Raw genomic sequence first — 509 nt, forward strand, 5'->3', positions numbered from 1 at the left:
CACAAGCGTTGCGTCTTTAATCAAAGATTTTCAATTGGTTGTCATTAAGCTCTTTGAAAATTTGTTGTTCTTTTGGATTTGAGAATAGATTTTGAATAGGTGTTTTTTCAAAAATTGATATACTGAGCACTTGAAGTATTTCGTATATTGATTGCTTTAATTGGAATTTTTTCCTGGCAATAATTACCAGCACATAAACTGTAATTGCAATCCATATTTGTGTTTTTACCGCATTTTCTGATGTGCCCCAAAACGATTTTATTTTCAAGTGTTGTTTTATCCATTTAAAAAACAACTCTATAAGCCATCTGTGTTTGTATAAGGCGGCTATATCCGTTGCATTCAAAGAGAAATTGTTTGTAAGAAAAACAAAAGTCCGGTCTTGTTCGGCATCATAAAACTTAATTCTCCTAAAGCACTCCGGGTAAGCTTTATATACATAAAAGTTGGATCTCTTTTTGGCATGTACTCTTTGGTCGCATAGGACACCACGTTCTTTATCGGCGGGG

1 protein-coding gene is annotated in these 509 nt (G+C 34.0%); it reads right to left on the reverse strand.

All coding sequences use genetic code 11. The features are described 5' to 3' along the window. Positions 1-16 precede the first annotated feature (16 nt). A partial coding sequence (locus A3860_RS07480; protein WP_143773991.1) for a transposase occupies positions 17-509 on the reverse strand: 493 nt, incomplete at its 5' end.

The sequence above is a fragment of the Niastella vici genome (assembly GCF_002077945.1).
Lineage (GTDB): Bacteria > Bacteroidota > Bacteroidia > Chitinophagales > Chitinophagaceae > Niastella > Niastella vici.